This window comes from Variovorax sp. KBW07, assembly GCF_003852515.1.
Lineage (GTDB): Bacteria > Pseudomonadota > Gammaproteobacteria > Burkholderiales > Burkholderiaceae_C > Variovorax.
On sequence record NZ_QAJK01000083.1, the window covers coordinates 1 to 26,637 of the forward strand.

The window sequence follows — 26,637 nt, forward strand, 5'->3', positions numbered from 1 at the left end:
CGCTTCGCTCCTCCTTTATTTCGCTGCGCAGAGCACACCATCGACGTGAGCGGCTCAGAGCGGTCGTTGATCGAGCGACACAAGCGCAGCGCCCTCGTACGAATGGCATCGGGTGCTCCCCGCAGCGAAATAAAGGAGGAGCGAAGCGGGGGACATTCGCGGAGGGGAGTACCCGGTGTCAGTCGCACGCGCCCCGAACAAAAGCCCCCAGAACCCAAACAAACTGCAACGAACGGAGCAAACAAAAAATGACACTCGCAATGACCTGGGAAGAATGGACAGCCCACGACGGAGTAGCGCTCGCCGAACGGGTACGCAAGGGCGACGTGACGCCAACTGAACTGGCGACACAAGCAGCCGCCGGCATCGCGAAGACCAACCCGCAGACCAGCGCCATCGTCGAAGTGTTCGACGACGTCGTGGCCGATCCCCTGAAGGACGGCATGAATCCCGATGGCGTATTCGCAGGCGTGCCCTACCTCATGAAAGACCTCGGCCCTACGCTCAAGGGCCGGTTGCAGGAATTCGGCTCCATGCTCATGCAAGGCCATCGCCCCGCAGCAGACAGCTTTCTTACCGGCAAGATCCGCAACGCCGGCCTCAACATCGTCGGGCGCAGCACCACCCCCGAGTTCGGCGTCTGCAGCTCCGTCGAGAACGCCCTGTTCGTCACGCGCAACCCCTGGGACCTCGACTACACCACCTGCGGCTCTTCGGCCGGCACCGCCGCCGCCGTGGCCGCCGGCGTGCTGCCGCTCTCGCATGCCACCGATGGCGGCGGCTCCATCCGCATTCCGGCTGGCGTCAACGGCAACATCGGGCTCAAGGTGTCGCGCGGCGTGTTCTCGTTGGCGCCGGGCTTGTCTGATTTGTCGGGGCTGGTGTCCATCCAGGGCTGCCACAGCCGCACCGTGCGTGACACGGCCGCCTTTGTCGACCATTGCCGCGGTGGCGCGCCCGGTGAGTTCATGCCCTTCTGGTCACCGGCCGAGCCCTATAGCGAACTGATCAGGCGCGACCCCGGCCGCCTGCGCATTGCGCTGTCGCACGAGTGGGGCGACTTTCGCGCGACACCGCATTTCGTGGCCGAGCTGGAGCGTGCCGGCCGCTTTCTCGAAAGCCTGGGCCACCATGTCGAATGGGCGCTGCCCGAGGTCGATTTCCAGACCGCCTTTGCCGCCCAGACCACCTGCTACATCAGCAACTTTGCCCAGGTCATCGCGGGCCACCTGGCGCGGCTGGGGCTCGAGTCGGCGCCGGCCGATCTGCTGGAGCCCATCAACATCAAGATCTGGGAAGCGGGTCTGAACACCTCGTACACCGAGCGCTCGAAGATGCAGGCGGTGTTCAACACCACCTCGCGCGCCTTTGGCGAATTCTTCCAGCAGTGGGACATCATCCTCACGCCGATCACCGCGCTGCCCACGCCCCGCGTCGGCGCCACGGAGTACCTGACGACCAGCACCAACCCTTCGGTCCACGACTGGTTCGCCAACCTGTGGCGCAACTTCGCGTACACGCCGCTGGCCAACCTGTGCGGCATGCCCGGCATCTCGCTGCCGATGGGCCGCCAGGAGAACGGCTTGCCGCTGGGCATCCAGGCGCAGGCGGCGCAGGCCAACGACGGGCTGCTGCTGCAACTGGCCGCGCAGATCGAGCGGGCGCTGGGTGGCAAATGGAATGACGGCCGGCGGCCGGGCGTGCACGTCACCGCTGCATAGAGCGACGGCGGCCGCGCAGCAGAGGCGGCCCGGGCAAGGCGGCCAAGGCTGCCGTCAGGGCCGTCAGGGCCGCCAGGGCCGCCAGGCGCTCAGAGCAGGTTGCGCAGCGCCGCCTCTATGGCGGCGGCCGTGGCCATCGGCTTTTCCATCGGAAAAAGGTGCGTGCCGTCGAGCATCGCGATGCGGCCCTTGGTCACCTGCTGCGTCATGGCCATGCCGACCTGCTTCATTTCGACCGACTGGCGCCCGCCGATGAAGGCCACCTTGCACTTGAGCGGGTGGCGGCGCAGCAGCGCGCCCAGGTTGTGGGGCAGGGTGTTGTAGATGGCCGTTTCCACATCGCGGTCGAAGCTCAGCTCTCGCCCGTCTTCACCGCCCTTGTCGCCGTCGAAGGTGCCGTGGTCGATGTAGTCGTGCAGCACCTGCTCGTCCCACTTGGCAAACGCCTTCTTGCTGCGGAAATGCTCGAACACCGCCTCGCGGTGCTCCCAGCTGTTGCGGCGCTTGCGGCTGGTGGCGCCGGGCGAAATGCTCTTCATGAGCGGCGTGCGCTTGACCACGTTGAGCGTGTTCGCGCGCCAGCCTCCGAGGATGGGCGAGTCAATCAGCACCACGCCCTTGGCCAGCGTGGGGTGCTGCGCCGCGCACATCAGGCTCAGGAATCCGCCGAGCGAATGGCCGATGAGAAACACCGGGCCGCCCGCACGGTCGGCGCGCAACCTGGCGAAGTCGGCCAACTGCTGCACCAGGTGCGGCCAGTTGTCGGTGACGGGGTACTTCGGGTCGTGCCCGAACTTCTCGATGGCATCGACCTCGAAGCCGCGGTTGCGCAGGCTGTCGAGAACGACGCGGTAGGTGCTCGCAGGGAAGCTGTTGCCGTGCGAAAAAATGACGGGCGGCATGGCCATGGCCGAGACCGCGCTCAGATGAGCTTTTCGTCGGGGGTCGAGATCTTGCGCAGCGGGCTGTGCCGCGTGGCGGGCATTTTCAGCGGATGCTCGGTATGGCTGTCGTCCCACACCGGGTCTTCGATGCTGTCGAACACCTCGCGCAGCTTCTGGCCCCAACTGTTGTGCATCATGCGGTAGTAGGGGTTGTCGGCGTCGATGCAGATCACGCGGTCGGTTTCGAGCTTGTTGGCTTCGTACACCACCAGGTCGAGCGGCAGGCCGACCGACAGGTTCGACTTCATGGTCGAGTCCATCGACACCAGCGCGCACTTGGCGGCTTCGTCGAGCGGGGTTTCGGGCGTGAGCACGCGGTCGAGCACGGGCTTGCCGTACTTCGACTCGCCGACCTGGAAATACGGCGTTTCGGTGGTGGCTTCGATGAAGTTGCCGGCCGCGTAGACCAAAAAGAGGCGCATGCCTTCGCCCTTGACCTGCCCGCCGAAGATGAAGGACACGTTGAAGTCCAGCCCCGCGTGCTTCAGCGCCTCGGCGTCGCGGTCGTACACATGGCGCACCGCCGAGCCCAGCACGCGCGCGGCATCGAACATGCTCTTGGCGTTCCAGATGGTGATGGGGTCGCCCTGCGTGCCGTCTTCGCGGGTTTCGCGAAGCTCTTCGATCTGCAGAATTTCGCGCACCGACTGCGAAATGCTCAGGTTGCCCGAAGACAGCAGCACCATGACGCGATCGCCCGGCTGCTCGTAGACGATCATCTTGCGGAAGGTGCTGATGTGGTCCACGCCCGCATTGGTGCGCGAGTCGGAGAGAAACACCAGGCCGGCGTTGAGTTTGATGCCTACGCAATAAGTCATGAGTTCGTCTCGCATGAATCAGGCCCGCTCAGGCGGCACTGCGTTCACGCGTGTTCAGTTTCTGGAGGGCATAGAGCGCGTCGAGGGCCTCGCGCGGGCTCATGGTGTCGGGGTCTAGCGCGGCCAGCGCGGATTCTACGGCGCTGGCCAGGGGCGTTTCAGCCACCGGCGGGGGCGCGAACAGGTCGACCTGCGCACGCGTCTGCGCATGCTGCGATTCGAGCGCCTCCAGCGCCTGCCGCGCATGGTTGACCACCGCCGCCGGCATGCCGGCGAGCCGCGCCACCTGAATCCCGTAGCTCTTGCTGGCCGGGCCGGGCTGCATTTCGTGCAGGAACACGATGTCGCGGCCGGCTTCGGTCGCGCTCACGTGCATGTTCACCGCGCCGTGGTGCGTGGCCGGAAATTCCGTCAGCTCGAAGTAGTGCGTGGCGAACAGCGTGAAGGCCTTGCTGCGGTCGTGCAACTGCGCCGCGATGCCCGCCGCCAGCGCCAGCCCGTCGAAGGTGCTGGTGCCGCGGCCGATTTCGTCCATCAGCACCAGCGACTGCGCGGTGGCGCTGTGCAAGATTTGCGCGGCCTCGGTCATCTCCAGCATGAAGGTCGATTGCGCATTGGCCAGGTCGTCCGCCGCACCGATGCGGGTATGAATCGCGTCGATGGGGCCGAGCCGGCAAGCCGCAGCCGGCACGTGCGAGCCGATGGACGCCAGCAGCACGATGATCGCCACCTGCCGCATGTAGGTCGATTTACCGCCCATGTTGGGGCCGGTAATGACCTGCATGCGCTGCTGCGGTCCCAGCTGCGTGTCGTTGGCGATGAAGCCGCCCGACGACTTTTCGGCCAGCCGCGCCTCGACCACCGGATGGCGGCCTTGCGAAATTTCGATGCACGGGTGCGACACGAAGCTCGGCGCGCGCCAGTGCAGCGTGTGCGAGCGCTCGGCCAGCGCGCACAGCGCGTCGAGCGTGGCAATGCCGCCCGCCAGTTGCGTGAGCGCGTGCACCGAGGGCTGCAGCGCATCGAGCAGCTGTTCGTACAGCCATTTTTCGCGGGCCAGCGCGCGGTCTTGCGCGCTGAGCGCCTTGTCTTCGAAGGCCTTCAGCTCGGGCGTGATGAAGCGCTCGGCATTCTTCAGCGTCTGGCGGCGGCGGTAGTTGTCGGGGACCTTCGAGAGCGCGCTCTGCGTCACCTCGATGTAGAAGCCGTGCACGCGGTTGAACTGCACGCGCAGGTTGCTGATGCCGGTGCGCTCGCGTTCGCTGATTTCGAGCTTCAGCAGAAAGTCGTCGCAGTTGTCGCTGATGGCGCGCAGCTCGTCGAGCTCGGCATCGTGGCCGGTGGCAATCACGCCGCCGTCGCGCACCAGTGCCGAAGGGTCGGGCTTGATGGCGCTCACCAGCAGGTCGGCGCAGCCCGGTGGCGGCTCGAGCCGCTCGGCAATCTGCGCGAGGAGCGCGGCGGATGCCGGTAGCAGGGGCGCCAGTTGCTCGGCCTTGGCCAGCGCCAGGCGCAGCGCCAGCAATTCGCGCGGGCGCACCTGCCGCAGCGCGATGCGGGCGGCGATGCGCTCCACGTCGCTGGTGTTCTTCAGTTGTTCGCGCAGCGTGCGCCAGGGCGCGGCGGTGCCACCGAGCACGGTGGACTGCAGCGCGCCGATGGCTTCGAGCCGGGCCTGGGCCTCGCCGCGGTCGCGCCGGGGCGAGAGCAGCCAGCGCTTCACGAGGCGGCTGCCCATGCCCGTCATGCAGGTGTCGAGCAGCGAGAACATCGTGGGCGAGTCTTCGCCGCGCAGCGTCTGCACCAGCTCCAGGTTGCGGCGCGTGGTGGGCGGCAGCTCGATCAGGTCGCCATCGCGCTCGACCGACAGGCGCTGCACGTGTGACAGGGCCCGGCCCTGCGTGTGCTCGGCATAGCCCAGCAGCGCTGCGGCCGCGGCATGCGCGTTGGTCAGCGATTCGGCGTTCCAGGCCGCAAGGCTGTTGCTGCCCATCTGCTCGCTGAGCTTGCGTTCGCCCAGGCCGCCGTCGAACTGCCACGCGGGGCGGATCGACAGGGTGAACGGTGTGGCGGCGCGCGCGGCCTTCAGGCGCTGCTCGAAAGCGGGCGTGACTTCGGCGCTGTACAGCAGTTCGCTCGGCGCGATGCGGGCGATCCAGGTTTCGAGCGCATCGGCCGGGCATTCGGCCAGCCGAAGCTCGGCGCCCGTCACGCTGAGCCATGCCAGCCCGCAGAAATTGCGCGTGCCCGCGTGCACCGCGAGCAGCAGAGATTCGCTCTTGTCGCTGAGCAGCTCGGAATCGGTCAGCGTGCCGGGCGTGACCACCCGCATCACCTTGCGTTCGACCGGCCCCTTGCTGGCGCCGACTTCGCCCACCTGCTCGCAGATGGCGACCGATTCGCCCAGCTTGATGAGCCGCGCGAGGTAGGTGTCGACCGCGTGGAAGGGCACGCCGCACATCACCACCGGCTGGCCGGCCGACTGGCCGCGCTGGGTGAGGGTGATGTCGAGCAGGCGGGCCGCCTTTTCGGCATCGGCCCAGAACAGCTCGTAAAAATCGCCCATCCGGTAGAACAGAAGCGTGTCCGGGTGGTCGGCCTTCAGGCCCAGGTACTGCGCCATCATGGGCGTATGTGCCGCCAGCGGCGCGCCGCCGGAGCGTTGATCGGTATCGACTTTTTCCATCAAGTCATTGATCTCGTTGAAGAAACCGACAGGGCGGTCATGTGTTCTGTGTTCATCGGCACTTCTCAAGATGTCAGTTCGCGCCGCTCGATGTTTCCGGGCGCAAAGCCTGCGGCGCGAGGGCGGGCGCACATTATGAAGTTCGTTCTGCCCGGTCGCCCGAAGCGTGGGGCACGCGGCTTGCGCCAAGCCGGCGTTGAGGGCGTTTGACTGCCTGATTTCTTAGCCGGGTTGGTCTGGCGCCGATGCCCTTGTTGTGCAATATCAGAGAAATCGTGAAATAAGTCTCGAACTTATTAGGCTCCCGGTGCTCCGCGTCCCCAACCTTGGAGGCAAGGGTGTTCCCGGTAACACGTACATTATTTAAAAGTAATCAAAGGTTCCAGCCTGATGAATTGCTTTCTATCGGCGCATGCTCCTGGTTTTCTCGAAATGAATGTCAGGCACTGCGACACCTTTTGAAATTTCTTCCCAAAAAAGATAAATCCTGGGATTTTGAAATATGCCAATACTCGCTGTCGTGGAAAGCAATGAAGCCCGAAAGAATTCATTGCGCAGTAATCTGGATTCGCTGGGCTACGCTTCTGTCGGATTCGAGCGCCTGTCGGATTTTTCGCAGGCCATGGAACGCAATCAGTGCTTCGACCTGTTGATTCATTCCGTGGATGACAATGAAATACGCAGTCCAAGCGTTACCTGGTCGAGTACGAAAATACCCACGTTGTTCCTGATGAACGACAAGTGCTGGGGTCTTTTGCCATCGCTGAAAGACTTTGGGCAGGAAGAAAAAATAGACTGCCTGCACTCGTCGTTCAACATCAAGGAGCTGGAGTACAGGGTCGGTGCCTTGATTGTCCAGACCTCGTCGTCCCTCGAAATGGATGCGGACCTGATTGATTTTCAGCGCGGCGCCTATCGGATCGAGACAAAGAAAAGAGTGATCCGGCTCAACGGGCAGGAAATCCTGCTGAAGCCTCGCGAATTCGACGTCGCATTGCTCCTGTTTCACAACGCCGGCCGAGTCTTGACCCGGGACAAGATATGGAGAAGCATCGTCGGCAGGGATCTGGCCAAAGGCTCCCGGTCGCTGGACGTGTGCATCTGCAATCTGCGAAAGAAGCTGAAGATCGGCATTGAAAACGGCGTGACCTTGCGCATGATCTACGGCGAGGGGTATCAGCTCATTACCGAAAGCACGCCCGATGTTCCGGCCATGAATTTCATGCCTCAAGCGCATGCCGCGCATCTGGATGTCCTGACCGCCTGACGGCTTCGAAACGCGCCTCGCTACAGGGCGGACACCAACCGCATGAGCTCGAAGAATCGGGTGGAATTGGTCTTGAAGAAGACTCTCTTTATCTGCGAGCGAATCGTTCCGACTGAAACCTCCCTGGCATCGGCGCACTGTTGGGGTGTAAGGCCCTGCTCGCACAGCAGCATGCACACCTCGGCTTCTGCTTCCGTAAGGCCGTAGATCAGGCACAGCCGGCGCTGCCGTTCCGCCGCGGAACGCAAGCCCGGCGCCATCATCAATATCAGCGGTCGCTGCTTGTCCGATGCCAGGTGCGTTTGCGCCGGAACGGGGCTCAGGCTCAGGATCAATTCCCTGGGCAGGCCGGGGATGATCACCAGCCCCACCTTGCAGGCGGCCTGCCACTGAACTGCGTTGGTGTAGCCGGCCACCACGAAATACCCGTGCACGAAGTTCAGCCGCGGCTCTCGCTTCATGAGGGCCAGGCCGGCCGCGTTGGCGCGTACCAGGCGGCGCTGATCGTCCAGCAGGAAAGCGGGCGCACTCAGCGCATCGAACGTCGCTTCTCCCTGCGCGATTTTTCCCTGCAATTCATCGAAACTCGTTCGCATGCGAAGTGCCCGCGCAAGGTGCGCGCGGATGCTTTGAACGTCGCTGCGGAACGATCCGCCGTCTTTGCGCGCGCCATCGCCGATCAGGCTCAGGAAATGGCTGACATCGGGCGTTCGGTGAACAAAGGTTCCTTCCCAGTGGCTGGCGCGGCGCGGAACAAGAAACTCCTGGTGAATCACGCTGCGGGCCCGCCACTCGGGTGCGTTCTGTTCCCGGTCGTCATACCAGCGGCCTGCGGCCCAGTTCCTGACGACAGGGACCGAAGGATCGTGGAGATGGAACTCGCGGTTGTAGCCGTCCGTCAGTTCGGCGGCCCACGCATCGTCGTCGCTCGAGCCGCTTGCGTATTCGGTGTGGCCCTCACCGTTCATTGTGAGGAGACCGACCAGCCGGGAACCGGTGGCCAGGCGAATGCCCTTCAGAACGGGATCCCAGGATTGCTCGCCAAGACCGGTGGCGTAGATGTCTTCGATAAGGGCGGGGATGTCTGCGTCCGGTTCCATCTGGAAAATCCCCGTTCAAGAATGCTTGTATTTCCCCTTCCAAATTGAAGTTCCATTCAATCTGGTGGGCGAATGCTACTCGCAAGACGGCCCCGGATGTTGTTTGTCTTCGCGGCCAATTGAAGCCGCTAATTGAAACCACAAAATCGAAACTGCGAAGGGCCGCCCGTCGCGACCCGGCATCCCGGCATGGCACCATCGCAGGTCCAGACCCATGAATAATTTTGCGGAGTACCAATGCTGATCAATTGCGTGGCGTATGAGAACGGCGCCAAGCTCGCCGACATTCCGGTCGAGGACATCAGCGAATACATCACGCGGCCGGGATGCTTTGTGTGGGTGGCGTTGAGCGATGCCACAACCGAAGAACTGGCCGAGATGCAGAAAGAGTTCGACCTGCATCCGCTTGCCGTCGAAGATGCGCAGCACGGGCACCAGCGGCCCAAGGTCGAGGAATACGGCGACTCGCTTTTCGTGGTGATGCACCTGGTGGAGTCGTCCACCGAGGGCGAGCATTGCACCAACGTCGGCGAGGTCGATGTCTTTGTCGGTACCAACTATGTGCTGTCGGTGCGCAACCGCAGCAAGCAGGGCTTCCTGGGCGTGCGCGAGCGCTGCGAGCGTGAGCCCGACCTGCTGCGCAACGGCGCGGGCTTCGTGCTGTACGCGCTGATGGACGCGGTGGTCGACCGCTACTTTCCGGTGATCGACGCGCTCGAGGTCGAGCTGGAATCCATCGAGCAGCAGATATTCGGCCAGGGCGGCGCGGCGCGCGACAAGATCAAGCAGCTGTACGACCTGAAGCGCCGCAGCATGATCCTCAAGCGCGCGGTAGCGCCGCTGCTGGAGGCCGCCGGCAAGATGCACGGCGGCCGCGTGCCGCATATCTGCATGAGCTCGCAGGAATATTTTCGCGATGTCGGCGACCACCTGGGGCGCATCAACGGCTCGATCGATGCCATGCGCGACACCATCGGCACGGCGATCCAGGTGAACCTGTCGATGGTCACCATCGAGGAAAGCGAAGTCACCAAGCGGCTCGCTGCATGGGCCTCCATATTCGCCGTGTGCACCGCCTTCGCCGGCATCTGGGGCATGAACTTCGAGCACATGCCCGAGCTGAAATTCAAGTACGGCTATGCGGTGGCGTTGGGGCTGATCGTCAGCACCTGCGGCTATCTCTATTACCGGTTCAAGCGTGCCGGCTGGCTCTGACAAGCGCTGGCTCCAATTAATGCGAGACCCAATGCCAGCTCCAATGTCGTCGCTAATTCCAAACTAATAAACATGTAGATAATCAAGTCCCTTATGAAAAGGGACTTCACGCAGCGTTTCGGCTTTATCGTCAAGAGTGTCGGAAAGCTCTACAGCGAAGAGTTCGACCGGCTGGCGCGCGAGCGCATCGGCCTGTCGAGCGCGCAGTGCAGGCTGCTCGGCGCGCTGGCCATGCAGGGCGACGAAGAGCCGCTGTCGCAGGCCGAGCTGGCGCAGCGCCTCGACCTCACCCCGATGGCCGTGGCCGGCCTGTGCGACCGCATGGCCGCAGCCGGGTGGATTCGCCGCGAGCCCAGCGCCACCGACCGCCGCGTCAACAAGATTCACCTGGAACCCAGCGCAGAAAAGGCGCTCGACGGTGCCTTGCACATCAGCGACGGGCTCAATGCCCGCGTGATGGCGGTGCTGTCGCAGCCCGAGCGGGCGCAGCTCCTGAGCCTGCTTGCCAAGGTGCACGGCAGCCTGATGGAAATCACATCGGGCGAGGAGCCGAAGAAGTGAGCGTCGCGCCCGGAGCCAGCGTGCCGCACCGCGGCATGATCACCATCTCGATCATGCTGGCGACCATCATGCAGGCGCTCGACACCACGATCGCCAACGTCGCCTTGCCCCACATGCAGGGCAGCCTGCAGGCTTCGCAGGACCAGATCACCTGGGTGCTCACCTCGTACATCGTGGCCTCGGCCATCGCGCTGCCGCTCACCGGCTGGCTGTGCGGCCATTGGGGGCGGCGCCGCGTGTTTCTTATTTCGGTGATCGGCTTCACCGTGGCGTCGGCGCTGTGCGGCATGGCGACCTCGCTGGTCGGCATCGTGGCGGCGCGGCTGCTGCAGGGCGTGTTCGGCGCGGCGCTGGTGCCGCTGTCGCAGGCGGTGCTGCTGGACATCAACCCGCGCGAGAAGGTCGGCCAGGCCATGGCCATCTGGGGCGCCGGCATCATGGTCGGGCCCATTCTCGGGCCGCTGCTGGGCGGTTGGCTCACCGAGAATTTCGACTGGCGCTGGGTGTTCTTCATCAACCTGCCGGTGGGCATCTTTGCCTTCTGGGGCATTGCGCGCTATCTGCCCGAAAGCCGGCCACAGGGCGAAAAGCTCGACATCTTCGGCTTCGTCACGCTGAGCCTGGCCATCGGCATGCTGCAGCTCTTTCTCGACCGCGGCGAGCAGCTCGACTGGTTCGACTCGTGGGAGATCAAGCTCGAGGCCGCCGCCGCACTGGTGGCCTTCGGCTTCTTCGTGGTCCACACCTGGACGGTGCAGGGCGTGTCTTTCTTCGACCGCGACCTGCTGAAAGACCGCAACTTCGTCACTGGCCTGCTGTTCGCATTCATCGTCGGCATGATCCTGTTCGCCACGATGGCGCTGCTGCCCAACTTCTTGCAGGGGCTGATGGGCTACCCGGTGGTCTACACCGGCGAGGTGACGGCGCCACGCGGCATCGGAACGATGATCGCGATGATCATCGTCGGGCGGCTGGTGCAGAGGATCGACGTGCGCCTGATCATGGCGGCGGGCTTCAGCCTCACGGCCTTTTCGCTCTACCAGATGACGCGGCTCACGCTGCAGATGGACAGCAGCCTGATCGTGATGTCGGGCTTCATCCAGGGGCTGGGCATCGGCTTTACCTTCGTGCCCTTGTCCACGGCGGCCTTTGCCACGCTGGCGCCGCGCTTGCGCAACCAGGGCACGCCCATCTTCAGCCTGCTGCGCAACATCGGCAGCAGCGTGGGCATCTCGATCGTGCAGGCGCTGCTGACCGAAGGCTCGAGCAAGGCGCATGCGCAGATCGCATCGACCGTGGCGCCGGGCAACCCCGCGCTGGCCACGCTGCCGTCGATGATGTCGCCCGACACCCTGACCGGGCTGGCGCTGCTGAACGCCGAGGTCACGCGGCAGGGGGCGCTCATCGGCTACCTGGACGACTTCGCCATCATGATGGTGATCACGCTGCTGGCCATTCCGTTGCTGCTGCTGATCAGGAGCCCGCGCCGCAGCGCGGCGGCTTCGGGGCCGGCCGAAGTGCCGCACTGACGCACCGGCGCTGACTCACCTACGGGGGCGTTGCGGGGAGTCCCCCGAACGCATCGGGCCATCGGCTTGAGCACGCTGTTGCGACGTGGCACGATCCGCGGCCAACTCGGGGCGGACCCGCCCAGCAATGGAGACAAGATGAGCAAGGCCAGCAAGCCGGTCAAGCAGCCGCCCGCGGCGCATGTTGCAGACCAGCACGACCTGATTCGCGTGCAGGGTGCACGCGAGAACAACCTCAAGGACCTCAGCATCGAGATACCGAAGCGACGGCTGACGGTGTTCACCGGCGTCTCGGGCTCGGGCAAGAGCTCGCTGGTGTTCGGCACCATCGCAGCCGAGTCGCAGCGGATGATCAACGAAACCTACAGCAGCTTCGTGCAGGGCTTCATGCCGACGCTCGCGCGGCCCGAGGTCGACGTGCTCGAAGGGCTGACCACGGCCATCATCGTCGACCAGCAGCGCATGGGCGCCGACCCGCGTTCCACCGTCGGCACCGCCACCGACGCCAGTGCGATGCTGCGCATTCTGTTCAGCCGGCTGGGCAAGCCGCACATCGGCTCGCCCAGTGCGTTCGCCTTCAACGTTCCCTCGGTCAAGGCGGCGGGCGCTATTACCGTCGAGCGCGGCGCCAAGACCAAGACCGTCAAGGAAACCTACACCCGCACCGGCGGCATGTGCCCGCGCTGCGAGGGCCGCGGCTCGGTCACCGACTTCGACCTGTCCCAGCTGTACGACGACAGCAAGTCGCTCAACGACGGTGCGCTCACCGTGCCCGGCTACAGCATGGACGGCTGGTACGGGCGCATCTTTCGCGGCTGCGGTTTCTTCGATGCCGACAAGCCCATCCGCAAGTTCACCAAAAATGAGCTGCACGACCTGCTCCACAAGGAGCCGACCAAGATCAAGGTCGATGGCATCAACCTGACCTACGCGGGGCTCATTCCGACAATCCAGAAGTCGTACCTGTCGAAAGACGTGGAGGCGATGCAGCCGCACATTCGCGCCTTCGTGGAACGGGTGGTCACCTTCACCACCTGCCCCGACTGCGGCGGCACACGGCTCGCCGAAGCGGCCCGCTCCTCGAAGATCAAGGGCATCAACATTGCCGACGCCTGCGCCATGCAGATCAGCGACCTGGCCGCGTGGGTGCGCGGCCTGAAGGAGCCGTCGGTGGCGCCGCTGCTCGGCACGCTGGCGGCCACGCTCGATTCGTTCGTGGAGATCGGGCTGGGCTACCTTTCGCTCGACCGGCCTTCGGGCACGCTGTCGGGCGGCGAGGCGCAGCGCACGAAGATGATCCGCCACCTGGGCTCTTCGCTCACCGACGTGACCTACGTCTTCGACGAGCCCACCATCGGCCTGCACCCGCACGACATCCAGCGCATGAACACGCTGCTGCTGCGGCTGCGCGACAAGGGCAACACCGTGCTCGTGGTGGAGCACAAGCCCGAGGTCATCGCCATTGCGGACCACGTGGTCGACCTCGGTCCCGGCGCGGGCACGGCGGGTGGCAGCGTCTGCTTCGAGGGCAGCGTTCAAGGGCTGCGGGCCAGCGGCACCGTCACCGGCCGCCACCTGGACGATCGCGCCGCGCTGAAAGGCGCGGTGCGCAAGCCCACCGGCGCGCTGAAGATCCGCGGTGCCAAGGCGCACAACCTGCGCGACGTCGATGTAGACATTCCGCTCGGCGTGCTCGTCGTCATTACCGGTGTAGCCGGCTCCGGCAAGAGCTCGCTGGTGCATGGGTCGATGCCGGCCAGCGCAGGCGTGGTGTCCATCGACCAGGGCGCGATCCGTGGCTCACGGCGCAGCAACCCGGCCACGTACACCGGGCTGCTCGACCCGATCCGCAATGCATTCGCCAAAGCCAATGGCGTGAAGCCCGCGCTGTTCAGCGCCAACTCCGAAGGCGCCTGCCCGACCTGCAACGGCGCGGGCGTCATCTACACCGACCTGGGGCCCATGGCCAGCGTGGCCACCACGTGCGAGGAATGCGAGGGCAAGCGCTTCCAGGCCTCGGTGCTGGAGTACCGCTTCGGTGGCCGCGACATCAGCGAGGTGCTGGCGATGCCCGTCACCGAGGCCAGCGAATTCTTCGGTACCGGAAAGGCCCGCACGCCGGCCGCGCACGCCATCCTGCAGCGGTTGGCCGATGTGGGGCTGGGCTACCTCAGCCTCGGGCAGCCGCTCACCACGCTGTCGGGCGGCGAGCGGCAGCGGCTCAAGCTGGCCACGCAGATGGCCGAGAAGGGCGACATCTACGTGCTCGACGAGCCGACCGCGGGGCTTCACCTTGCCGACGTCGCGCAGTTGCTGGGCCTGCTCGACCGGCTCGTGGAGGCCGGCAAATCGGTCATCGTCGTCGAGCATCACCAGGCGGTGATGGCGCATGCCGACTGGATCATCGACCTGGGGCCCGGCGCGGGGCACGACGGTGGCCGCGTCGTCTTCCAGGGCACGCCTGCGAGCCTTGTCGCGGCTCGCAGCACGCTCACCGGCGAGCATCTCGCGGCCTACGTCGGCGCCTGAAAAGCCCCGGCGCGAATCTCACACCGCACGTCTCACGCGCCGCGAGAAATCGAAGCGACTTACTCGTCGTGCGAGTCGTGCGTGGCAGCCGCGCCGCGCCGCCAGTAGCCCGACGCCCGGGTCCACTTCGGGTTGGCGCCGCGCTCGCCCACCAGGTGCGCGCGCAGCGCCTTGGCAATTGCCGATTCGCAACCCACCCATGCGTGGAAGTCGCCGGCCGGCAACTTCATGGCTTTCAGCGCATCGACCAGCACCGGGCTCAAGCCCGGCTCGGTGCCGCGGCGGTGCACCCATTGCAGCGTCAGATCGGCCCGCGTGTCGAACGGAATGTGGTCGGCTTCGCTGTCGACCTCGGCCAGCACTACCACGCGCGCACCGGCCGGCAGCTCGGCCAGCCGGCGATGGATGGCGGGCAGGGCGGTGTCGTCGCCGATCAGCAGGTGCCAGTCGAACTCGGTCGGCACGATGAACGAGCCGCGCGGGCCGCCCACGCCGACGATGTCGCCGGGCTTGGCCTGCTCGGCCCACTGCGTGGCGGGGCCGGCTTCGTGCAGCGCGAAATCGATGTCGAGCGTGTTGGCCTTGGCGTCGTGGTGGCGCGGCGTGTAGTCGCGCATGGTCGGTCGGCCGCTCGCGGGCCACACCGGGCCGTCGGGGCCGGCGGTCGGCAGCGTCAGCTGGCCGGTGGCCGCATCGGGAAAGAAGATCTTCGCGTGGTCGTCGAAGCCGGGGCTGGTAAAGCCTGCCAGGTCGTCGCCCGTCAGCGTGATGCGGATCAGGTGCGGCGTCACGCGCTGCGTGGCCTTGACCGTGAGCTTGCGAAAACGCAGGTCGTGGCGCACGCGGCGCGGCGTGCGGTCGGGGGTGGCGGGAGATGCGTTGGCAGCAGTGGTGTTGGTTGTCGTGAAGTCGGTCATTTCAGGTGGATGTTTCAGATGCGTTCCAGTTGTTGGGCGGCGCTGTCGAGCACCGCGGCGAATTCGTGGGCTTGTTGTTCTGTAAGGGCTGGGCCCGACAGGCGCATGCGCATGGCGAGCTTCAGGTTTTCGATGGCGCGCGTGACCTGCGGTGGACGGCCGCCGCGCGGACCGGCGCCGTCGACGCCGCCGTTCATGCGGGCCATCATGGCGTCGGCCGTTTCGCGGTTGGCGGCCAGAAATTCGTGGCCGCTGGGCGTGATGCTGTAGCGCTTGCGGCCGCCGTTGTCGGCGGTTTCCACGCTCAGGTAGCCCAGCTCTTCGAGCAGCGTGAGCGTGGGGTAGACCACGCCGGGGCTCGGGGCGTAGCTGCCGCCCAGGCGGTCTTCGATGGCCTTGATGAGCTCGTAGCCGTGGGCCGGCTTGTCGGCGATGAGTTGCAGCAGCACGAAGCGCAGGCCGCCGTGGCCGAACACGCGTCCGCCGCCGCCACCACCGCGCCCGCCACGCAGGCCGCGTCCGCCGGAAAGGCCGTCTTCATGCTCGCTGCGGGCGGTGCGGCAGTGGTGATGGCCGGAGTGGAAATGTCTCATGGTGGGTGTCCTTCTTGATGTGTATCGGAATTATTTTAGATATATCTAAAAATAAGTCAAACCGATACGCATCCGGACACCGGAAGCGGGCGGACGCGGGCGGAAGAGGGCGCTTGGCCCTCTCGTTCCTCCTTGGCGCCTAAGCGGAGACGCCGCCCGCGCTGTGCTCCCGCAGGTGCGCCAGCGACAGCGCCTCGCCGATGTGCGACATCTGCACGGCCGCCGCCTCGGCCGAGCCCTGCGCGGCATCGACCACCCGTTCGAACATCTGTGTTTCGTAGGTGGCTACCGCGCTCACCCAGTCGCGCTCTTCGACCAGCAGCGCGGCCAGCTCGACGGCATCGCGCATGGCCGCGTTCACGCCTTCGCCGCCGAAGGGCGACATCAGGTGCGCGGCATCGCCCAGCAGCGTCAGCCCGCGCCGGTGCGTCCAGCAATGGCCGACCGGCAGCGCGTAGATGGGCCGCGCCACGAACGGGTCGTTGCTCGCGCGAAAGAGATCGGTGATGGCATCGCCGTACCCCGCGAACTCCGAGAGCAGCGCGCTGCGCACCGAAGCGGGCGAGGCGAAGTCGAAGCGGCCGGCGGCCCAGTCGGCCGGCACCCGGAAGATCGCGTAGCCGCGGATGTGCGCGTTGCCGTTGCGCTGCGCAATGACCTGCTTGCCATCGCCCTGCACATCCATCTTTCCCCGGCCGACCAGGCGCGACAGCGCGGGGTGCCGCGCATCCACGTCGTCGATGCCGAACTCGATGAAGGTCAGGCCGCTGTACTGCGGCTTGTAGGGCGACAGCAGGGGGCGCACGTTCGACCAGGCACCGTCCGCGCCCACCACCAGGTCGAAGGGGCCGGCCTCGCCCTTGTCGAACGCGAGGTGCCAGCCGCCGTCGTCGCGCCGCTTCAGTTCGCGCAGTGCGCAACCCCATTGCACGCATTCCGCCGGCAGCGCATCGAGCAGCATGTCGCGCAGCGCGGTGCGGTCGACCTCGGGGCGGTTGCCGGCGGAGGCGTCGGCCTGCTCGAACAGCACGCGGCCGTGCATGTCGAGCAGGCGCGAGCCCTGGTCGTCGTAGCGCGCAATGCGCTGGAACGCGTCGGCGAGCCCGGCGCGCTGCACCGCCAGCAGGCCGGAGCCTTCGTGCAGGTCGAGCGTGCCGCCTTGCGGGCGCACGAGCGGGTGTTCTTCGCGCTCGAACACGGTGGCGGGTATGCCGGCCAGGTGAAGGATGCGCGCCAGCGTGAGTCCGCCGGGGCCCGCGCCGATGATGGCGATGGCGATGCCTGGATGCTTCTGCATTCCGTATGCTCCATGAAAAAAGGATAGGTTCCTATTTATATTAGCATAGGAGCCTATGCAGATAGAATGCCCCTCATGAAAGAACACGGCACTCCGAACCCCCTGAAGCTCATCGGCCGCGCAAACCGCGGGTTCGCGCGCCTCGTCGATGGCGGCCTGCGCGATTTCGGGTTTGCCGTCGGCCAGTTGCCGGTGCTGGTGTCGCTCAAGAAGAGCAAGGCGCTGTCGCAGGCCGAGCTGGCGCGCATTGCCCAGGTCGAGCAGCCCAGCATGGCGCAGCTGTTGACACGCATGGAGCGCGACGGCCTGGTCGAGCGCGTCGACAACCCTGAAGACAAGCGCAGCCGCCTCATTTCGCTCACGCCGCTGGCCGCCAAGCGCCTGCCCAAGGCCAAGGCGCTGATGGACGCGCACACGCAAGAGGCGCTGGCAGGTTTTTCCCGCGCCGAAGTCGAGCAGCTCGCGGCGATGCTGCTGCGGCTCAACGAGAACATCGAGCGCATGGGCGGCGGCTGAAGCGCCGCGGCGCCACAGCCTCGCAGCGTGATTAAAAGGTCAGCGCGCCCCTGCCGCAACCGGCGCGTTCTTCTGGTCCGCGTCCGTCAGCGTGCGCAGGAACGCCGCCACATCGCGAATTTCCGCTTCGGTCAGCGCGGGCTTGCCGCCGCGCTTCTGCCCGAACGGCGCCTCCATGTTCAGGTTCGCGTGGTACTGCGCCGGCAGGTCGTCGTACTGCTGCACCACGCCGTTGGCCGCGCGCCCGTACCAGCGCTGCGGTGCCGTGTCGCGCTGGGCGTAGAAGCGAATGGCGTCTTCCAGCGTGTGGAACACCCCGTTGTGAAAAAAGCTCTGCCGCACCGCCACGTTGCGCAGCGTGGGTGTGCGAAACAGGCCGCAGTATTCCGGGTGGTCTTTCATGTCGGTGCGGTACGGCCCGCACAGCCCCAGGTCGTAGAACTGCGGGTCGGCATTCGCCTTCAGCTTTCGATTGCGCGGCACGCCCAGGCCGATCATCCCGAAGTCGGTGAAGAACGGAAACGCGCCGTCTTGCGTGCGCTGGCTGATGTGGCAAGTCGCGCAGTTGCCCTTGTTTTCGTCGTTGAACACCCTCAGCCCGCGCGCTTCGGCCGCGCTCAGCTTTGCCTGGCCGCGCAGCACCGCGTCGTACTTGCTCGTGAACGGATAGAAGTCGGTGGGTGATTGCTGGAACACTTCCAGCGCCAAGCCTGCAGCATTGAAGGCCGCCTTCGGATCCTTGAAGATGTCGCTGCCGAAGGCCTTGCGCAACTCGTCCGCGTAGGCCGTGCGCTCCAGCTTCGCGGCCACGTCTTCGATCGATGCGTTGCCCATTTCCGCGGCCGACAGCAGCGGCATGCCGGCCTGCTCGTGCGCCGAGCCCGCGCGGCCGTCCCACATGTGGCCGCCCGTAGGGCCGGCGTCGATGCTGTCGTCGCCGTCGTTGTCGTAGTGGTGCTCCGAGAACGCCGTCAGCGTTTCGAGGTAGCGCAGCGAGGGCGCGGCGCGCGGGCCTTCCTGCCGGCCATCGGCACCGCCCAGTTGCACCGACAGCGCATTGGGTGGGCCCCAGGCGTGCTTCGGGTCGTGGCAGCTCGCGCACGAGGCCGTGCCCGATGCGGAAAGGCTGCCGTCGAAAAAGATGCGGCGGCCGATGTCGGTCAGCTGCTGCGGGCTCGGGCGCGGCCGGCCCGGCACCGGCGCATAGGTGGCGCCGACATACGCGGGCTGCGCAGGCCCGGCCGCTGTAGCGGCTGTTGCGGCTGCAGTGGCCGAAGCGGTCGTCGTTGCTTGCTGCACCGGCGGCGCGGATGTGGCCACAGGCGCCTCACGGCCACAGGCCGCAAGCAGGCCGCAGAGCAGGGGCGCCGCGGCCAGCAAGGCCAGGCGGCGAAGAAAACAGGTCATCGGAAGCACGTGCGCAAGAGGTGGGCGGGCAGGGCCGCGAGGCGACGAATCGAGGCTAGGTTTGGCGCGTGTCAGCGGCGTGACATGGCCGGCGGAGATTTCTTAGCCCTGAATGAGCAAGCCCCGATGTACGACGAATTGCAACGTGGCTGTCACGCGGCACGCAGAGCATCACGCCGCCCGACCGCCGGCCGGGCTCATCCACATCTCATAACTCCACACATGATGGCCCCCACCACCCCACGCAGCAGCAAGAGCAGCAAGAGCACAAGCAGCAGCACCCGCAACGCCGTGTTTGCACGCGGTCGCACACTCGCACGCCACCTGACTCCCTGGCCCACCGCCATTGCAGCGGCAGCGATGGTCGTTGCCTGCGGCGGCGGCGACAACAACACGAGCTTCTTTCCGTTCTCGGGCGGCAACGCGGCATCGACTTCGGGCGTCGTCACCGGCAGCTACTACCGCAACGCCAAGGTCTGCATCGACACCAACAACAACGGCCGTTGCGACACCGGCGAAGCCAGCACCACCACCGACGCCAACGGCGCCTTCACCCTCACCGGCCAGGGCGCCGTGGTGGCCGAGATCGGCACCTCGAGCAAGCGCTTCGACCCCGTCACCAACACCGAAAGCCCCGTGACCCAGCCGCTGGTGTTCCGTGCACCGGCCGGCGCCAACGGCGTCGTCAGCGCCATCACCACCGAACTGGTCGCGCTGATGGACGCCAACGGCGGCGACCTGGCCGCCGCGCGCAAGGCGCTGGCCGCCCGCATCGGCGTGAGCGAAGCCCAACTGCTGGCCGACCACAACAAGATCACCGACGCCGCCATCAAGACCGCGCTGCAGACCGAGATCGACCAGTCCATCGAACGCATTGCCGAAGCCGTGGCCGAAGCCGGCGCGGGCGGCGACATTACCGCCGCGCTGCTCAACCGCTTCGCGCTAGACCAGATCACCAACGTCGTCGTCATCTACGCGGAAAACCGTGGCTTCGACAACCTGTACGGCCTGTTCCCCGGCGCCAACGGCATTCCGGGCGTGAACCCCACTTCGTCGACCTCCGCGCCCGAGCCGCAGAAAGACTTCGATGGCTCCACGCTGCCGACGCTGCCGCCTGTGTGGGGTGGCGTAACGCTCGCGGGCCAGAGCCCGGTGATCACGCAGGCGCAGGCTTCGGGCATGCCCAACAAGATGTTCCGCATCGACGACGTGGCGAGCTACACCGGCGTGACCACGGGCATCGACAAGTCGGTCATTACGCGCGATCTGGTTCACCGCTTCTACAACAACCAGATGCAGATCAACGGCGGCAAGAACGACAAGTTTGCCGCTTACTCCGACGCCGGCGGCCTCAGCATGGGCTACTACGACGGCTCGCAGATGAAGCTGTGGCAGGTGGCCAAGGACTTCACCCTGGCCGACAACTTCTTCATGGGCGCGTTCGGCGGATCGTTCCTCAACCACCAGTACCTGGTGTGCGCCTGCGCGCCGCTGTACCCCAACGCCGACGCCAGCACTTCGCCCGCCAACGCATCGATCTCCGCCATCGACGTGGACGCGAACGGCAACTTCGTGCGGCTGACAGCCCGCAGCGACTCGCCGACCTCGGTGCTGAGCGGTGCGCCGACCTACGTGCGAGACAGCACCATCACGCCGAAGGATGCCGCCGGCAACTTCTACGCGGTCAACACCATGCAGCCGCCGTACCAGCCCAGCGGCAACCGGTTCCAGGACTCCGACACCAGCAAGCTCTTCGGCAACCCGACCAAGGCCAACAACCTGCCGCCGCAGACGCAGACCACCATTGGCGACCTGCTCACGGCCAAGGGCCTGAGCTGGGCCTGGTACAGCGGTGCATGGAACAGCACCACCACTGCCGCCACCACCGACTATGCGTTCCCGAGCGGGCCGACACCCAACTTCCAGTTCCATCACCAGCCGTTCAACTACTACGCGGCCTTCGACCCCGTGGCACACCCCGATGCACGCGCAGCCCACCTGAAGGACTTCGACAAAGACTTCCTCGGCGACGTGGCCGCCGGCACGCTGCCCGCCGTGAGCTTCTACAAGCCGCAGGGCAACCTGAACCAGCACGCCGGCTACGCCAACGTGGCCGATGGCGACGCGCACATTGCCGACGTCATTGCCAAGCTGCGAGCCAGCCCGCAATGGGGCCACATGCTCGTCGTCGTCACCTACGACGAAAACGGCGGCTTCTACGACCACGCCACCGTGCCCAAGGGCGACCGCTGGGGCCCCGGCACGCGCATTCCCGCGCTCATCGTCTCGCCGTTCTCGAAGAAGGGCTTCGTCGACAAGACCCAGTACGACACCGCGTCGACCCTGCGCTTCATCACGCACCGCTGGTCGCTGCCCGTGCTGCCGGGCCTGAATGAGCGCGATGCCGCGCTGGCGAAGAACGGCTCGCATGCCATGGGTGACTTGACTGGTGCGCTGGTCTTTGCCAAGAAGTCTTGAGTTGTTGATGTGAGCGGGCGAGCGAGCGCATAGCTCGCCCCGACGCTCGACAAAAGGGAGGCAGGTCTGTCCGGGATCTGTCTCCCTTTTTCATTTCGCTTCATCTCATTTCGCTTGAACAGACAGACGCGCGACTGTCAGTGCTTCGTGTCTGCGGCTGCGGCGCGGCAGATAGCTCTTCGAACCGAGCAATCCTCGACAAATTCTTTTCTCTTGCGCGGCATTGCTTCTCTACAGTGAATGCCCCTGCGACAAGACGACCCGCCTTGTGGTCGACGAACAGCGTGGAAGGAACAGCAGCCCCTTTGCCCAGACGATGAATGAACCGCTTGCCTTGCGGCGGGTGTCGATGCCTTTGTGCAGCGACGCGAACGCGAGGCACAAAAGGCGACGGCCAGGGTGCGTGAACACTCTGACCGTCTAACCAAGTGACGTGCATTTACTTTTCAGGAAGCACAACAGATGGCTAAACGAATTATGGCCGGGCGTTCGACGCCCCAATCTCCCCGCTGCGGATGCAGCTCGACGCCTTCGAATCCGACAGGCGATGACGCAAGGGATCTACTCGAAACCAAACTGGCGCAGTTGAACTCGCTGCTCTGGTGCTGCCATGGGGATGGCAACGGGTGGTTTGAGGAGGCAGGGGAGAAGCACCGGGATCACATGCTGTGGATTGCTGCGGATCTGGCGCGGGAGGCGGAGAGGTTGTTGGAGTGGAGTGGTAGGGGATAGGGCGAAGTGTGTACTGCTTGCCGCTACGTTGGCGGTATGCACTTTGGTTGCTCGCTGTGCTTAAAGGGGTTCATATGGCAGCAAGCTTCGCATACCCGCAGAGCTTGCTCGTCCGCCTGAGCCAGTGGCAATAAGTTCTCGCATCGCCTGCCGCCAAAATAGCTATCGCAACTCCAGAGTTGGTAGGGAAAGGCGTTGGTTCTCGACGAGTAAAAAATAGCCGCGACTCTACGGGCGCGCACCAACTCTTCCCACGAAGAGTCAGTTCGTCGCGCGTTCGGAGATCTATTTAATGTAAGTTGAGAAAATCAGGTTTGGCGAAAACCCGCGGATTTAGCGTTCGTTCGTGAATTGATTTTTCGATCTCATTTAAATGCTCCATGAATTCAGTCGAGGATACCTTTGTATAACTCCAAGCGGAAAATTCTCGACGCTGCTGACTTCGCATTTGGATGCGAGCCTGTGCCAAGCATTCAAGTGCCTCGGTTTGTTCGTTTAGTACTGCAAATGTAATTGCTAAACATTCTAAATAGTTGGCCGCTGCACCTCGGCGAGCTCCGGCTTTATCTAGCTCGGCAACATTTGTGAATATAGAAGTATCGGGGTGCCCGGAGCGCCCCCAATCTGCCATTGCCAAATTAAAGTAATCAGCAATCCCTCCTTCGCTTTCCGCTAGTGGCTCGAGAATTTCAACGGCTTCTGAAAATCTACCAAGACCAATAAACGTGAGGGCAAGCTCGCCTAGTATTTCGTCAGACGCACTACCTTCATCTTTCAGTTGCTTCAGTATTTCAGCTTTAACAGCAATCTGTGCAACGCCTTCATCGATCTCAGTGGCAGCAAAGTAGCGCTCTTTTGCCGAAAGTGACATCAAAGCGGGCGATCCTGGCACCAAACGATACAATTTTTCATCCAATTGTGGGATGTAAGATATTGCATCCAAAAAAGGTAAAAACTTCGCCCCACCTGTATTAAGCATCTCTTGGATATCGCTCAAAGCGCCCTCTCGATTTCCAAGGCGATAGTTAATTCGAGATCTTACTGCCAGAGCCGCCGCATCCCAATGAAATCGTCGGCTCAAAAGATTCAAGGCGTCCACGGCGCGACCAATGGCCTCATAGACCAGGGCAACAAGATAACTGATTTCTGGGTCACCGGGAAAGTGCAAAATTACTTTTTCTGTTTTTTCCAGCAAATAAGTTGATGCTTCGCTCTGTCCACGAAGAGATTTAATAGTTTGCTTCAAAAATTTGAGCGCGGCTGAGCGGTCCGCCAAATTTTCTCGAACTATCGATTCTGCCAGGGAGGAATATTCTCTTGCAAGCCTACTCTTAGGGCGCTTTATGGAGAAAATTTCTTGATCTAGGAGGGATAGGCTGTTGTAGTGGCGAATAGAGGCGGATAGCTCTTCATAGTTTAATTCCCTTTGAAATTTTAGAAGGGTATTTTCTAAAATTCCCTCTTCGTCATCAAGATCTGGGACATTCGATACGGCAAAATGAAGATAAATCGGATCCCGAAGTTGCTTGTCAATTTCGCTCTGGTATCGGATGTTTCTCGCAACCGTTTTTAAACCAACAAGATTTTGTTCGTTGGGGAAAAAAAGCAAGCAGACGGCGTCGGGAAGTTGGCGCGTGCAAATTCCCTCCACATCACTATGACCTGTTCGAGAGTCGATAAAAACGTAGTCTGGCTGAATGGTGTCTTTCCACTGCTTCTTAAGATCTTCAAAAAATATGTAGCCATCTTCGTTTTGATAAAGCTCTTGCCAATCAATGCTATTTAAGCGTGAGGAATAACCTGAGTCCTGCCTGCCCGCAGGCATGACCCATAGTGATCCTTTCTCAGAAAATTCTTTGGCGACGTATATGAAATCACTAACATCTGGACTTTCACCTGTTTCTCGATAAGCGGCAACATACTCGACCACACCTTTAGAGTCTTGGTGGGTCGATGTGATATCAAATGTTGTAAGCCCTGGGGCTTCAAGATCAAAATCTACAACTAATACCTTTTTTCCAGAAAGAGCCAGTTGTGCAGCAACATTTATAAGGGACATGGTTCTTCCCACGCCACCTTTAAAAGAATAAAATGTGACCGTATACATATTAGTGGCAGTTTGCGTACAAAGAAAAATTACTCGACTGGCGGACGGCAATAGACACCTGTTCGTTTGAAAGTGATCTAAACTTTCTGGTCGGTTTTCGCTGGGCATCGCTTTTCATATGATCGATGGCTCTCTCTTTGAGTCGGTCCAGGTTTTCTGGAAATCCCATTAAAAACAAAAGGCTGTCATTGGCGGCATTTTGCAGTAAAGCCCCTGCCTCCCAGCGTCCAAGAGAAATTCTTCCCACCCGTGTAATATTTGAAAATTCAACTTTACTCAATCCATACCGCTGCCGAATCGCCGTAATCTCGGAGGGCGTAAGAATTTTTAAATGTTTGCATACTGCGCTATGTCTAATTTCTTCTGCTTCTTCGTCAAAATAAGAGAGTTCACAGTTTTCGCAAATTCTTAACGGAAGAGTCACGCTTATTAGTGTGGCCTCGGTGCCTTCGCCATATTGAAAATCGTCTTTAACCAAGCGCGTATTTACCTTCGTGCTTTCGCAGGAGGGGCAGTGGAACAACCTATTTGAGATTGCGTTGGTTGTGTTTTTCATTAATAGTCACTCAAATGGAAGCTGCGGCCAATAACTTTATTGGATGAGCCAATTTGCACTTTTATATATAGATGGGGACGATCGGCATACATTGGTATGAGCATGGTGAACGCCATAGCTCCAGGCGGCTTGTCCAAAGCCATGATTTCGTAAACGTACCCCTCTTGAAGCTTGTCTGCGATCAACGTCCATGCTCCCTCGTCCGTAAAGTAAAAGTCTTTGAGGTTGGGAAGTTCGACGCGATGTGGGGTCCATCGATGGGGGTATCCGATGCTTCTGCCGGCCGCGCGACGGCAATTTGCGACTACCTGCCGGAACGATTCTTGGTTCATACGAGAGGCGAGAGTGCATCATATGATGCCTTCCGGGGTTGTGATTTGCCGGACTGTATCATATGATCCACTTCGGCGATGAGGGTATTTGCACGGCAACATGGCTTGTTCGCTCGCGCGAACGCTTGTGGAGAGTTCAACGTTGGACCGTACTAAGCACGCCGCACCAAGCCCGACCGGCTGCCCCCGATGCGAGCCTTGCCCCGCCCTCAACCCGTCAGCAGCCGCCCATTGAAAACAATACGCAGCGTCCGAACCGTCAACACCAACAGCACCCCCGTAAGCGCCACCAGCATCCCCCCAGCCAACACCTTCAACGGCAACGTCCCCCGCACAGCCGCGTACTTCAACCCTGCATTCACCATCGCAGCCAGCGGAAAGCTGATCGCCCACCACCCCGCCCCAAACGGCACGTTCCTGCGAAACACCTTCGGCGCCAGCACCACGAACATGAACAGCCCGAAGTAAAACAGCAGCCCCGCGAACAGGTCGACCCGCCCGGTGAGGTTCGTGTACGCGGTGAACCCGACCTCGAACGGCGCGACAAGAATCATCAGCGAGGGCGTCATCGCCGGAGCAAGCGGCTCGTGCTGGATCAATCGCGTGCAGATCATGGTGAACATCACGAGCGCGAGCACGGAGCCCACGGCGACGGACAGCAGCAGCACTTCGCCGGCCCAGGGCATGGGCATGTGGTTGCCGGTGACGGCAATGTCCAGCGCGGCAACGCCGGGAATGATCCAGGCGGGCACGGCATGCGCGGGGTTGCTGTTTCCGCCCAGCAGGCGCGAGACGACGTACGCGCTCAGCAACAGCGTGGCGATGGTGCCGACGACCCAGAGCGCACTGCCCAGTGCCGCGTTGTAGCCGCCGAGCACGGCCGATTGCAGCAGCAGGGCAATGGCGATGGTGCCGAAGAAGTTGCCGGCAATCGGATGCATGAACTCGGCCTTGACGGCGGCCGGGTGCCGCAACAGCTTGGTGCCGTAGCCGATGAGGAGCACGACAAAAACGAGGGTGGCGAAGAGGCCGATGGCATCGGACACCACGCGATCGATACCGAACTCGGTATGCGCAAAGCGCCACCCCAGTGCAAGACCCGAGAGGCCCATGACGGCAGCGAACAGGTTGACGGGGAGGTTCTTGACGGAAGCCCCTCCGGCGGGGCGGGTGTCCACCGTGCCGAGGGCCGGGGAAGTGGCAGGCATCGCGCCTTGCTGCATGGCTGTATGGGTCATGCGCGTCAGTTTCCGCTCTGCCGGTTTGGCTGCTATGGCCGTGAGACGGCGTTTTCTGCCAAATTGCTGCGTTGTCGGCCATGCGCGGAGTCAA

Annotated in this window: 19 protein-coding genes; 8 read left to right on the forward strand and 11 right to left on the reverse strand. The window is 63.3% G+C overall.

The genetic code is table 11. From position 1 onward, the window contains the following. The first annotated feature begins 248 nt into the window (after positions 1–248). Positions 249–1,721, forward strand: coding sequence for an amidase (locus DBV14_RS17640; RefSeq protein WP_124460464.1), 1,473 nt, complete (start codon positions 249–251; stop codon positions 1,719–1,721). Positions 1,722–1,810: 89 nt separating this feature from the next. On the opposite strand, the gene DBV14_RS17645 is transcribed toward DBV14_RS17640, so the two are convergent. From DBV14_RS17645 to mutS, 3 genes are read right to left on the reverse strand one after another with little or no spacing between them, the layout of a single operon-like run. Continuing rightward, positions 1,811–2,629, reverse strand: a complete 819-nt coding sequence (locus DBV14_RS17645) for an alpha/beta fold hydrolase (RefSeq protein WP_185546053.1) — start codon at positions 2,627–2,629, stop codon at positions 1,811–1,813. A 14-nt stretch (positions 2,630–2,643) separates the two neighbouring features. Further along, positions 2,644–3,483, reverse strand: a complete 840-nt coding sequence (locus DBV14_RS17650) for a proteasome-type protease (RefSeq protein ID WP_124460465.1) — start codon at positions 3,481–3,483, stop codon at positions 2,644–2,646. 28 nt (positions 3,484–3,511) lie between these two features. Then, positions 3,512–6,169, reverse strand: a complete 2,658-nt coding sequence (gene mutS, locus DBV14_RS17655) for a DNA mismatch repair protein MutS (protein ID WP_124460466.1) — start codon at positions 6,167–6,169, stop codon at positions 3,512–3,514. 502 nt (positions 6,170–6,671) lie between these two features. On the opposite strand from mutS, the gene DBV14_RS17660 reads away from it, so the two are divergent. Beyond that, entirely contained in the window at positions 6,672–7,436 is a 765-nt protein-coding gene (locus DBV14_RS17660; RefSeq protein ID WP_124460467.1) for a response regulator transcription factor, read from the forward strand. Positions 7,437–7,456: 20 nt separating this feature from the next. On the opposite strand, the gene DBV14_RS17665 is transcribed toward DBV14_RS17660, so the two are convergent. Further along, positions 7,457–8,536, reverse strand: coding sequence for a helix-turn-helix transcriptional regulator (locus DBV14_RS17665; protein ID WP_124460468.1), 1,080 nt, complete (start codon positions 8,534–8,536; stop codon positions 7,457–7,459). Between the two features lie 237 nt (positions 8,537–8,773). Between DBV14_RS17665 and DBV14_RS17670 the strand changes: the two genes are divergently transcribed. The 4 genes from DBV14_RS17670 to DBV14_RS17685 all read left to right on the forward strand — a co-directional run bounded on the left by DBV14_RS17670 (position 8,774) and on the right by DBV14_RS17685 (position 14,370). Further along, positions 8,774–9,751, forward strand: a complete 978-nt coding sequence (locus tag DBV14_RS17670) for a magnesium and cobalt transport protein CorA (protein ID WP_124460469.1) — start codon at positions 8,774–8,776, stop codon at positions 9,749–9,751. Between the two features lie 93 nt (positions 9,752–9,844). Further along, on the forward strand, positions 9,845–10,312 hold the full coding sequence (locus tag DBV14_RS17675) for a MarR family winged helix-turn-helix transcriptional regulator (protein WP_124460470.1): 468 nt from the start codon (positions 9,845–9,847) through the stop codon (positions 10,310–10,312). 35 nt (positions 10,313–10,347) lie between these two features. Continuing rightward, entirely contained in the window at positions 10,348–11,841 is a 1,494-nt protein-coding gene (locus DBV14_RS17680) for a DHA2 family efflux MFS transporter permease subunit (protein ID WP_124460499.1), read from the forward strand. A gap of 138 nt (positions 11,842–11,979) precedes the next feature. Then, positions 11,980–14,370, forward strand: a complete 2,391-nt coding sequence (locus tag DBV14_RS17685; RefSeq protein WP_124460471.1) for an excinuclease ABC subunit UvrA — start codon at positions 11,980–11,982, stop codon at positions 14,368–14,370. A 59-nt stretch (positions 14,371–14,429) separates the two neighbouring features. On the opposite strand, the gene DBV14_RS17690 is transcribed toward DBV14_RS17685, so the two are convergent. From DBV14_RS17690 to DBV14_RS17700, 3 genes are all read right to left on the reverse strand, one after another. Next, positions 14,430–15,287, reverse strand: coding sequence for a siderophore-interacting protein (locus DBV14_RS17690; RefSeq protein WP_124460472.1), 858 nt, complete (start codon positions 15,285–15,287; stop codon positions 14,430–14,432). Positions 15,288–15,301: 14 nt separating this feature from the next. Then, positions 15,302–15,880, reverse strand: coding sequence for a PadR family transcriptional regulator (locus tag DBV14_RS17695; protein WP_124460473.1), 579 nt, complete (start codon positions 15,878–15,880; stop codon positions 15,302–15,304). A gap of 139 nt (positions 15,881–16,019) precedes the next feature. Further along, positions 16,020–17,177, reverse strand: a complete 1,158-nt coding sequence (locus DBV14_RS17700; RefSeq protein WP_124460474.1) for an NAD(P)/FAD-dependent oxidoreductase — start codon at positions 17,175–17,177, stop codon at positions 16,020–16,022. Positions 17,178–17,252: 75 nt separating this feature from the next. Between DBV14_RS17700 and DBV14_RS17705 the strand changes: the two genes are divergently transcribed. Next, positions 17,253–17,693 (forward strand): MarR family winged helix-turn-helix transcriptional regulator, encoded by a 441-nt coding sequence (locus DBV14_RS17705; protein ID WP_124460475.1) that lies wholly within the window; start codon positions 17,253–17,255, stop codon positions 17,691–17,693. A 39-nt stretch (positions 17,694–17,732) separates the two neighbouring features. Here the strand turns inward: DBV14_RS17705 and DBV14_RS17710 are convergent, their stop codons facing one another. Further along, the gene (locus DBV14_RS17710) at positions 17,733–19,100 is read right to left on the reverse strand and encodes a cytochrome-c peroxidase (protein WP_124460476.1); all 1,368 of its coding nucleotides are present in this window, start codon (positions 19,098–19,100) and stop codon (positions 17,733–17,735) included. Between the two features lie 360 nt (positions 19,101–19,460). Between DBV14_RS17710 and acpA the strand changes: the two genes are divergently transcribed. Continuing rightward, entirely contained in the window at positions 19,461–21,578 is a 2,118-nt protein-coding gene (gene acpA / locus DBV14_RS17715; protein WP_260397103.1) for an acid phosphatase, read from the forward strand. A gap of 1,021 nt (positions 21,579–22,599) precedes the next feature. Here the strand turns inward: acpA and DBV14_RS17725 are convergent. The 3 genes from DBV14_RS17725 to DBV14_RS17735 all read right to left on the reverse strand — a co-directional run bounded on the left by DBV14_RS17725 (position 22,600) and on the right by DBV14_RS17735 (position 26,513). Next, positions 22,600–24,525 (reverse strand): ParA family protein, encoded by a 1,926-nt coding sequence (locus DBV14_RS17725; protein ID WP_124460478.1) that lies wholly within the window; start codon positions 24,523–24,525, stop codon positions 22,600–22,602. Next, positions 24,419–24,973, reverse strand: a complete 555-nt coding sequence (locus DBV14_RS17730; RefSeq protein WP_124460479.1) for a type II TA system antitoxin MqsA family protein — start codon at positions 24,971–24,973, stop codon at positions 24,419–24,421. The genes DBV14_RS17725 and DBV14_RS17730 overlap by 107 nt, the downstream gene beginning before the upstream one ends. A 541-nt stretch (positions 24,974–25,514) precedes the next feature. Then, positions 25,515–26,513 (reverse strand): SLAC1 anion channel family protein, encoded by a 999-nt coding sequence (locus DBV14_RS17735; RefSeq protein ID WP_260397104.1) that lies wholly within the window; start codon positions 26,511–26,513, stop codon positions 25,515–25,517. Between the last annotated feature and the right edge of the window lie 124 nt (positions 26,514–26,637).

Bases quoted from the DNA above. Each gene is read 5' to 3' on its own strand.
- DBV14_RS17640 (WP_124460464.1), top strand. From the start codon at position 249: ATGACACTCGCAATGACCTGGGAAGAATGGACAGCCCACGACGGAGTA.
- DBV14_RS17645 (WP_185546053.1), bottom strand. From the start codon at position 2,629: ATGGCCATGCCGCCCGTCATTTTTTCGCACGGCAACAGCTTCCCTGCG.
- DBV14_RS17650 (WP_124460465.1), bottom strand. From the start codon at position 3,483: ATGACTTATTGCGTAGGCATCAAACTCAACGCCGGCCTGGTGTTTCTC.
- mutS (WP_124460466.1), bottom strand. From the start codon at position 6,169: ATGGAAAAAGTCGATACCGATCAACGCTCCGGCGGCGCGCCGCTGGCG.
- DBV14_RS17660 (WP_124460467.1), top strand. From the start codon at position 6,672: ATGCCAATACTCGCTGTCGTGGAAAGCAATGAAGCCCGAAAGAATTCA.
- DBV14_RS17665 (WP_124460468.1), bottom strand. From the start codon at position 8,536: ATGGAACCGGACGCAGACATCCCCGCCCTTATCGAAGACATCTACGCC.
- DBV14_RS17670 (WP_124460469.1), top strand. From the start codon at position 8,774: ATGCTGATCAATTGCGTGGCGTATGAGAACGGCGCCAAGCTCGCCGAC.
- DBV14_RS17675 (WP_124460470.1), top strand. From the start codon at position 9,845: ATGAAAAGGGACTTCACGCAGCGTTTCGGCTTTATCGTCAAGAGTGTC.
- DBV14_RS17680 (WP_124460499.1), top strand. From the start codon at position 10,348: ATGATCACCATCTCGATCATGCTGGCGACCATCATGCAGGCGCTCGAC.
- DBV14_RS17685 (WP_124460471.1), top strand. From the start codon at position 11,980: ATGAGCAAGGCCAGCAAGCCGGTCAAGCAGCCGCCCGCGGCGCATGTT.
- DBV14_RS17690 (WP_124460472.1), bottom strand. From the start codon at position 15,287: ATGACCGACTTCACGACAACCAACACCACTGCTGCCAACGCATCTCCC.
- DBV14_RS17695 (WP_124460473.1), bottom strand. From the start codon at position 15,880: ATGAGACATTTCCACTCCGGCCATCACCACTGCCGCACCGCCCGCAGC.
- DBV14_RS17700 (WP_124460474.1), bottom strand. From the start codon at position 17,177: ATGCAGAAGCATCCAGGCATCGCCATCGCCATCATCGGCGCGGGCCCC.
- DBV14_RS17705 (WP_124460475.1), top strand. From the start codon at position 17,253: ATGAAAGAACACGGCACTCCGAACCCCCTGAAGCTCATCGGCCGCGCA.
- DBV14_RS17710 (WP_124460476.1), bottom strand. From the start codon at position 19,100: ATGACCTGTTTTCTTCGCCGCCTGGCCTTGCTGGCCGCGGCGCCCCTG.
- acpA (WP_260397103.1), top strand. From the start codon at position 19,461: ATGGTCGTTGCCTGCGGCGGCGGCGACAACAACACGAGCTTCTTTCCG.
- DBV14_RS17725 (WP_124460478.1), bottom strand. From the start codon at position 24,525: ATGCCCAGCGAAAACCGACCAGAAAGTTTAGATCACTTTCAAACGAAC.
- DBV14_RS17730 (WP_124460479.1), bottom strand. From the start codon at position 24,973: ATGAAAAACACAACCAACGCAATCTCAAATAGGTTGTTCCACTGCCCC.
- DBV14_RS17735 (WP_260397104.1), bottom strand. From the start codon at position 26,513: ATGCCTGCCACTTCCCCGGCCCTCGGCACGGTGGACACCCGCCCCGCC.